Annotated in this window: 8 protein-coding genes and 1 tRNA gene; 3 read left to right on the top strand and 6 right to left on the bottom strand. The window is 62.5% G+C overall.

Translation table 11 applies throughout. The annotated features are described in order from the left end of the window. On the bottom strand, nucleotides 1–473 hold a 473-nt coding region (locus ACHWRX_RS15340), incomplete at its 3' end, for a Sir2 family NAD-dependent protein deacetylase (protein ID WP_394659834.1). Nucleotides 474–508: 35 nt separating this feature from the next. Between ACHWRX_RS15340 and dapB the strand changes: the two genes are divergently transcribed. Genes dapB through ACHWRX_RS15325 form a run of 3 tightly spaced genes read left to right on the top strand, consistent with a single transcriptional unit; the run spans nucleotide 509 to nucleotide 2075 of the window. Further along, nucleotides 509–1261 carry a 4-hydroxy-tetrahydrodipicolinate reductase gene (gene dapB, locus ACHWRX_RS15335; protein ID WP_394659832.1) on the top strand — a complete coding sequence of 251 codons (753 nt, stop codon included), beginning with the start codon at nucleotides 509–511 and terminating at the stop codon, nucleotides 1259–1261. Beyond that, entirely contained in the window at nucleotides 1258–1920 is a 663-nt protein-coding gene (nth, locus tag ACHWRX_RS15330) for an endonuclease III (RefSeq protein ID WP_183617332.1), read from the top strand. Before dapB ends, nth begins: the two co-directional genes overlap by 4 nt. Next, entirely contained in the window at nucleotides 1920–2075 is a 156-nt protein-coding gene (locus ACHWRX_RS15325) for a hypothetical protein (RefSeq protein WP_193753293.1), read from the top strand. The genes nth and ACHWRX_RS15325 overlap by 1 nt, the downstream gene beginning before the upstream one ends. Nucleotides 2076–2103: 28 nt before the next feature. On the opposite strand, the gene ACHWRX_RS15320 is transcribed toward ACHWRX_RS15325, so the two are convergent. The 5 genes from ACHWRX_RS15320 to ACHWRX_RS15300 form a co-directional block, all read right to left on the bottom strand. Continuing rightward, nucleotides 2104–3402, bottom strand: coding sequence for a dicarboxylate/amino acid:cation symporter (locus ACHWRX_RS15320; RefSeq protein WP_058737018.1), 1299 nt, complete (start codon nucleotides 3400–3402; stop codon nucleotides 2104–2106). Between the two features lie 155 nt (nucleotides 3403–3557). Next, nucleotides 3558–4820, bottom strand: coding sequence for an ATP-dependent Clp protease ATP-binding subunit ClpX (gene clpX, locus ACHWRX_RS15315; RefSeq protein WP_058737019.1), 1263 nt, complete (start codon nucleotides 4818–4820; stop codon nucleotides 3558–3560). Nucleotides 4821–4946: 126 nt separating this feature from the next. After that, complete coding sequence (clpP, locus tag ACHWRX_RS15310) at nucleotides 4947–5618, bottom strand: ATP-dependent Clp endopeptidase proteolytic subunit ClpP (protein ID WP_183617330.1); 672 nt, start codon at nucleotides 5616–5618, stop codon at nucleotides 4947–4949. Between the two features lie 241 nt (nucleotides 5619–5859). Further along, entirely contained in the window at nucleotides 5860–7485 is a 1626-nt protein-coding gene (gene tig, locus ACHWRX_RS15305) for a trigger factor (RefSeq protein WP_394659833.1), read from the bottom strand. Nucleotides 7486–7541: 56 nt separating this feature from the next. Beyond that, nucleotides 7542–7626 (bottom strand) — tRNA-Leu (locus ACHWRX_RS15300). Nucleotides 7627–7738 lie beyond the last annotated feature (112 nt).

Below are 7738 nucleotides of genomic sequence, written 5' to 3'. Positions count from 1 at the left end.
ATCCGATATGGCATCTCGCCAAACCACACGACGTCCGGCCGCAGCGCCCGCTCGCCACACACCGGGCACGGCGGACGCTCGACCAGAGTGCCGGTCCAAGGCGAGCGCGTATCGCAGGCGGTGCACCAGGCGAGCAGATGCTCCCCATGCATATGCAGCACCCGCTCAGCACCGGCGCGCTCGTGCAGATCGTCGACATTCTGGGTCACGATCAGCAATTCGCCCGGCCATTCCGCATCGAGCCGCGCCAGCGCCAGATGTGCCGCATTGGGCTCCTTGGTCTGGATGGCGGCACGGCGCATGTCATAGAAGCGCAGCACCAGATCGGGATCGCGCGCAAAGGCTTCGGGCGTCGCGACGTCCTCCACCCGGTGCCGTTCCCATAAGCCGCCCTCAGAGCGGAACGTGTCGATGCCGCTCTCGGCTGAAATCCCTGCGCCGGAGAGGATGACGATATTGCGGATGTCCTTCATCACCGGCATGAGACACGCGCAACAAGGATCGCGCAATGACGTCTTCGGGGACATCTTCAGGTATTCGCATCGGCATCATCGGCAGCGCCGGTCGCATGGGGCAGGCGATCGTCGCCGCAATTGCGGAGGCAGGAGCCACGTCAGCCGGCGGGATCGACAAGGATGGCGATGTCGCCGCCTTGGCCGCGCACAGCGACGTACTGGTGGATTTCTCGTCCCCCGCCGCGTTGGAGGGCAATCTCGATGCGGCGGTGGCCGCCGGGGTGCCGGTGGTGATCGGCACCACCGGGCTGGAGGAGCGCCACCATTTCCTGATCGATCACGCGGCGGAGCGGATCGCGATTCTGCAAACCGGCAACACCTCGCTTGGCGTCACCCTGCTGGCCCATCTGGTGCGCGAAGCGGCAAGGCGCCTGGCGGAAGACTGGGATATCGAGATCGTCGAGACGCATCATCGCATGAAGGTGGACGCGCCCTCCGGCACTGCGCTGCTGCTGGGCGAAGCCGCTGCGGCAGGTCGCGGGATCGGCCTGGACGAGCATAGCGAGCGCGGGCGGGACGGGATCACGGGTAAGCGCGAACGCGGCACGATCGGCTTTGCGTCGTTGCGCGGCGGCTCGGTGGCGGGCGACCATTCGGTGATGTTCCTCAGCGATGGCGAGCGTGTCACGCTGTCTCACCTGGCCGAGAATCGCTCGATCTTCGCCAAGGGTGCGGTGCGGGCCTGCCAGTGGCTAGTCGGCAAACCGGCGCGGCGATACACGATGCCCGAAGTGCTCGACCTTTGAAGAAGGCCGATATTTTCGAGTTCTTCCGCCGCCTGGCGGAGGCCAATCCCGATCCGGTGACGGAGCTCGAATACGGCCGGGACAATGTCTACCAGTTGCTGGTGGCCGTCGTTCTTTCAGCCCAGTCAACCGACGTAGGCGTCAACAAAGCCACCCGCGCGCTGTTCCGGGAAGTGACCAAGCCCGATCAGATGATCGAATTGGGCGAAGAAGGCCTGAAGGAACACATCAAGACGATCGGTCTGTTCAACTCGAAGGCCAAGAACGTCATCGCCTTGTCGGAAATCCTGGTGCGGGACTATGGCGGCGAGGTGCCGGCCGATCGCGATGCCCTTGTCACATTACCTGGTGTGGGCCGAAAGACCGCCAACGTGGTGATGAATTCGGCGTTCGGTGCGGAGACCTTCGCGGTCGACACCCATATATTTCGCGTCGGCAACCGCACGGGGTTGGCCAAAGGCAAGACGCCGCTCGCGGTGGAACTGGGCCTGGAAAAGAAAGTGCCCCAACCCTTTCGCATCGGCGCTCATCACTGGCTGATCCTGCACGGCCGCTACATTTGCAAGGCCCGCACACCCGAATGCTGGCGCTGTCCGGTGGTGGACTTGTGCAGCTTCAAGGCCAAGGTACTGGAAAAGCCAAAGAGCCGCGCCGACTGATGCGATGGTGGAAGCGCTTCTGGCTGCGCTACCTCTATTACTGCAAGGTCCACTGGTTCATCGCCGCGTCGATCGTCGCAACCGCCCTCTGGCTGCTGTGGCAAAGCGTGTCGCTTCTTTTCCTCTCGCTGGATGTCGTCGCCATCTTCGCCTGATCATGCGCGGGCGCTATGCCCGGAAGACCTACGTTTCCTTGGTGACTGCGGAAATCACTGTCGCCGCTACCAGATCGCCGATGACGTTCAGCGTCGTGCGGCACATATCCAAAAACCGATCGACGCCCAGGATCAGGCCGATGCCCTCGGGCGGCACGCCAACGCCGTTCAGGATCAGGGCGATTACCGGCAGCGATCCGGCCGGTACCCCGGCCGTACCCACGCCGGCCAGGATGCACACCAGCATCACGAAGATCTGCTGCCCCAGATCCAGGCTGACTCCGAAGAACTGCGCCAGGAAAAGGACGGTCACGCCTTCGAACATGGCGGTGCCGTTCTGATTTGCCGTCGCCCCGATGGTCAGGACGAAGCGCGACACTTTCGTGGGCAGCTTCAGCTCATCCTCGGCAACCCGCAGCGAGGTCGGCAGGGTGGCGTTGGAACTGGCGGTCGAGAAGGCCATCAGGCTCGCCTCGCGCGTCTCGCGGAAAAAGGCGATCGGGCTCTTCTTAGCGATGAACGCCAGCAGCAGCGAAAACACGCCGAAGGTTTGCAGGGCCAGGGCCAACAGCACGACGCCGACGTAGGCCGCCAGCTTAAACAGCAGGTCCCACCCGAACTGCGCGGCCAGATTGAACATGAAGCAGAAAATGGCGAACGGCGCGAGCTGGATGACGATGTTGATCAGTTTCATCGCCACTTGGAACACGCCTTCGATCGCGTCCTTCAACACGTCGGTCTTGCGTGATTGCACCAGCAGAATGCCGATGCCGAAAAACAGCGCGAAGAACATCACCGCCAGGATATCGTTCTGGCTCATGGCGGTGATGACGTTCGTGGGCACGATGCCCAGCACTGCTTCGACGCCGCCCTTCGCCTCTTTGGACGCGGCGACAATGCCGGATGCGGCCTGCCCGCCTTGCGCCAGCAATGCCTGGGCCGCGTCCCGATCGACGCCGGCGCCCGGACGCAGGACGTTGACTATCGTCAGCGACAGGACGACGGCGATGCCGGAGACGATGATGGTATAAAGCAGCGTGGCGATCCCGACCCGGCGCAGTGCCCGGATTTCGCCCATCTCGGCGATGCCCAGAACTAGCGCGGAAAACAGCAGCGGCAGAACCAGCATGAACAGTAGCCGGAGGAAAATCTGGCCGATCGGACCCGTGACGTAGGTCACGATAGTCGAAACCCACGGCGCGCCCGCCGCAAACGTATAGACCAGCAGACCCGCCCCCAGCCCAGCGATAAAGCCGATCAGGATACGCCACTGCAGTCCGTTGGCATGCGCTTCTACCGAAGCATCGGAAGCTGGGGCGTCAGTCATCAGGTCTTGGTCTCCAGCACGGCGATGATGCCGCCGCTAGGGAAGCAAGAGGACCCCTACAAAGCAAGGCCGCAATTGCGGGGCAATGCGGCCTTGCTTGGAAAAATGTCGGGGAACATCCGCCTCACCATTACTGGCAAGGCGGGCAATCAGGATCAGGCGGCGGCTTCGGCCTTGTCGCCCTTGTGGACGCGGACCGGTTCCTTGCGGCCTTCTACAACGTCCTTGTCGACCACGACCTCGGCGATGTTGTTCTCGGTCGGTAGGTCGAACATGGTGTCAAGCAACATGCTTTCCACGATGGAGCGAAGGCCACGCGCGCCGGTCTTGCGTTCGATAGCGCGCTGCGCGATCGCCTCCAGCGCATCGTCGGTGAACGTCAGCTCAACGTCTTCAAGGTCGAACAGCTTGGCATACTGCTTGATCAGCGCGTTCTTCGGCTCGCTGAGAATCTTCACCAGCGCGACGATATCCAGATCTTCCAGCGTCGCGATGACGGGGAGACGTCCGACGAACTCCGGGATCAGACCGAACTTGAGGAGATCCTCCGGCTCTGCCTTCTGCAGCAGTTCACCAATGCGGCGCTTGTCGGGATCGGCGACATGGTTGCCGAAACCGATCGAACGCTTCTGCAGGCGATCGGAGATGATCTTGTCCAACCCGGCGAACGCGCCGCCGCAAATGAACAGGATGTTGGTCGTATCCACCTGCAGGAATTCCTGCTGTGGATGCTTGCGGCCACCCTGCGGTGGGACGGAGGCGGTCGTGCCTTCCATCAGCTTGAGCAACGCTTGCTGCACGCCCTCGCCCGAAACGTCACGCGTGATCGACGGATTCTCGGCCTTGCGGCTGATCTTGTCGATCTCGTCGATATAGACGATGCCGTGCTGCGCCTTCTCGACATTATAGTCGGAGGATTGCAGCAGTTTGAGGATGATGTTTTCCACGTCCTCGCCCACGTAACCCGCTTCGGTAAGCGTCGTGGCGTCGGCCATGGTAAACGGAACGTCGAACGTCTTGGCCAGCGTTTGAGCCAGCAGCGTCTTGCCCGAACCGGTGGGCCCGATCAGAAGGATGTTCGACTTCGAAAGCTCGACATCACCGGACTTTCCGCTGTGCTTCAACCGCTTATAGTGGTTGTGCACCGCGACCGAAAGCACGCGCTTGGCGCGATCCTGGCCGATGACATAGTCGTTCAGCGTTTCGCAGATCTCTCGCGGCGATGGGACGCCGCCGTCCTTCTTGCCGGCAATACCTGCCTTGGTTTCTTCGCGGATGATGTCGTTGCAAAGCTCGACACACTCATCGCAAATGAACACGGTCGGACCCGCGATCAGCTTGCGCACCTCATGCTGCGATTTCCCGCAAAAGCTGCAGTAAAGGGTGCTCTTGGCGTCAGATCCGCTCAATTTGGTCATTCTCGTTCTTGCTGCCCCGGCGCGGGGCGACTCGCCACCCTTACTCTGCGGGGGGCCTGTTGATCAATCCTAGCTAGCGATGGTTGCCGCCAGATGAAGGGTGACCCACGGGCCACCCTCCCTGTATCACTTTGCCTCTTCGGCCTTTTCCGCGTCTGGCCGGCTCTCGAACACCTTGTCCACAAGACCGAAGGTCAACGCCTCGTCGGCCTCCAGGAACGTGTCGCGATCCATCGCCTTCTCGATGTCATCCAGCGACTTGCCGGTGTATTTGACGTAGAGATCGTTCAGGCGGCGACGCATCCGCAGGATTTCGCGAGCCTGGATTTCGATATCGCTGGCCATGCCCTGCGCGCCGCCCGAAGGCTGGTGCACCATGATTCGGGCGTTGGGCAGAGCGATCCGCATGCCTGGCTCACCCGCCGCGAGCAGGAAGCTGCCCATCGAGGCGGCCTGCCCGATGCAGACGGTGGACACGCGTGGGCGGATGTACTGCATGGTGTCGTGGATTGCCATGCCGGCCGTCACCACGCCACCGGGCGAGTTGATGTACATCGAGATATCCTTGGAGGGATTTTCACTCTCCAGGAACAGCAGCTGCGCGACGATCAGCGAGGCCATGTGATCCTCGACCGCGCCGGTGATGAATACGATACGCTCCCGCAACAGGCGCGAGTAGATATCGAAGCTACGCTCGCCACGGCTGGTCTGTTCGACCACCATCGGCACGAGTGCGCCGGTCACGGGATCGGCGGTGAACTTACCCTGGGCGCCGCTTGCGCCGAACAAGTCGATCATGGAGGTCCTCTTCAATCTGGACCCGCTATGTCGCGTGCCTCTGGCTTCAGTTCAAGGGCATTAACCCACGTATCGGCCATGTGCTCCCCGCAGGTTGGGGATAGTCCGGCGTTCGTACCACAAATCACCCGCCTAAAGCCTGCCGCAAAGCACTGATCCCAGGCAGATCGATCTGGCCCCAAAAGCAAGAAGCGCCGCAGCCAGGCCGCGACGCTCCTTGCGTGAGATCATAGCGAGAGGATCAATCCTCGGTCGTGGCCGCCTTCTTCGCAGGAGTCTTCTTGGCCGGCTTGGCCTCGGCTTCAGCGGCATCGCCTTCGTCGGCGGCCTCGGCCTTCTTTTTGGCCGGAGCCTTCTTCGCCGCAGGCTTGGCTTCCGCGTCAGCCTCTGCCTCGGCTTCAGCCGCAGCAGGCTCGGCTGCCTTCTTGTTGGCAGGAGCCTTCTTCGGCTCGGCATCGGCTTCCGCTTCGTCGGTCGCGTCAGCCTTCTTGGCCTTCTTCGCCGCTGCCTTCTTCGGCTTGGCGTCGGAGGTCGTTTCGTCTGCGTCCGCTTCGATCGCGGCCTGCAGCTCTTCGCGCGTCACTTCACGCTCGGTCACGTCGGCCTTCTCGATCAGGAAATCGACGACCTTGTCCTCATAAAGAGGCGCGCGAAGCTGGGCTGCGGCCATCGGGTCCTGGCGGACATACTCGACGAAACGCTGGCGATCTTCCGGGCGGTACTGCTGCGCGGCCTGCTGCAGCAGCATCTGCATCTCCTGCGCGCTCACTTCGACGCCGTTGCTCTGGCCGATTTCCGACAGCAGCAGGCCCAGGCGCACGCGGCGCTCTGCGATCTTGCGATAATCCTCCTTCTCGGCCTCGATCTCGGCGATCGCGGCTTCGGGGTCTTCCTCGCGCGCGGCTTCCTGCTGAAGCTGCTGCCAGATCTGCTCGAACTCGGCCTCGACCATCGTCGGCGGCACGGCGAAATCGTGACCGGCGGCAAGCTGGTCGAGCAACTGGCGCTTCATCTGGGTGCGGGTGAGGCCTTCGGTCTCCGATTCGAGCTGACCGCGCAGCAGGCCCTTCAGCTGGTCGAGCCCTTCCAGGCCCAGCTGCTTGGCGAACTCGTCATCGATCTTAGTTTCGGCCGGCACCTTCACTTCGTGGACGGTGATGTCGAAAGTGGCGTCCTGGCCCTTGAGGTTGGCGGCCGGGTAATCTTCGGGGAAAGTGACGGTGATGGTACGCTCTTCACCGGCCTTTGCACCGATGAGCTGCTCTTCGAAGCCAGGGATCAGGCGGCCCGAGCCGATCACGATCGCCTGCTGTTCAGCCTTGCCGCCCTCGAACTCTTCGCCGTTCAGCTTGCCGACGAAATCGCAGATCACCTGGTCGCCATCTTCCGCGGCGCGGCCTTCGGCGGCTTCGTAGCTCTTCTGCTGCTCGGCAAACTTCTGCACCTGCTCGTCCACCGCTTCGTCAGCGACGGGCACGGTCAGCTTTTCCAGCTTCAGGCCATCGATCGCGGGCGCTTCGATCTTGGGCAGCACTTCCAGGCTGACGGACAGCTCGGCGTCCTTGCCCTCTTCATAGCCTTCGCCCAGCGAAACGTCGGGCTGCATCGCGGGACGCAGGGCGTTGTCCGCCACCAGCTTGTCCATCGCTTCCTTGATGGAGGTCTGCAGCGCCTCCTGGTGAAGCGCCGGGCCATGCATCTTCTTGACGAGATTGGCGGGCACCTTGCCGGGGCGGAAGCCGGGCATCTTCATCGTCGGGGCGATGCGCTTCACCTCACCCTCGATGCGGGCCGAGATTTCGGTGGCGGGGATGGTCACCGTATAGGCGCGCTTCAGCCCCTCATTGGTGGTCTCGACGATCTGCATTGGTCCGATGCCTTCCTGTACACGCGGCACGGAGCATCCTCACACGGGCGGAAAATTGGTGCGGGCGAAGGGACTCGAACCCCCACATCTTTCGATACTGGTACCTAAAACCAGCGCGTCTACCAATTCCGCCACGCCCGCAAAGAAACTCGTAGCCTGAAACTCAAGGGACGTGCCCTTATAGACCCTCGCCGGATTGAGCAAGGGTCCGCCGCCAGCGCGCGCAACTTGGCGGCGCGGTGGGCGTTGGTTG

Origin of the sequence: uncultured Novosphingobium sp. (genome assembly GCF_964277725.1) — a bacterium.
Classification (GTDB): domain Bacteria; phylum Pseudomonadota; class Alphaproteobacteria; order Sphingomonadales; family Sphingomonadaceae; genus Novosphingobium; species Novosphingobium fluoreni.
Note: the sequence above shows the minus strand (reverse complement) of the source record. Positions and strands in the feature narration are given on the sequence as shown.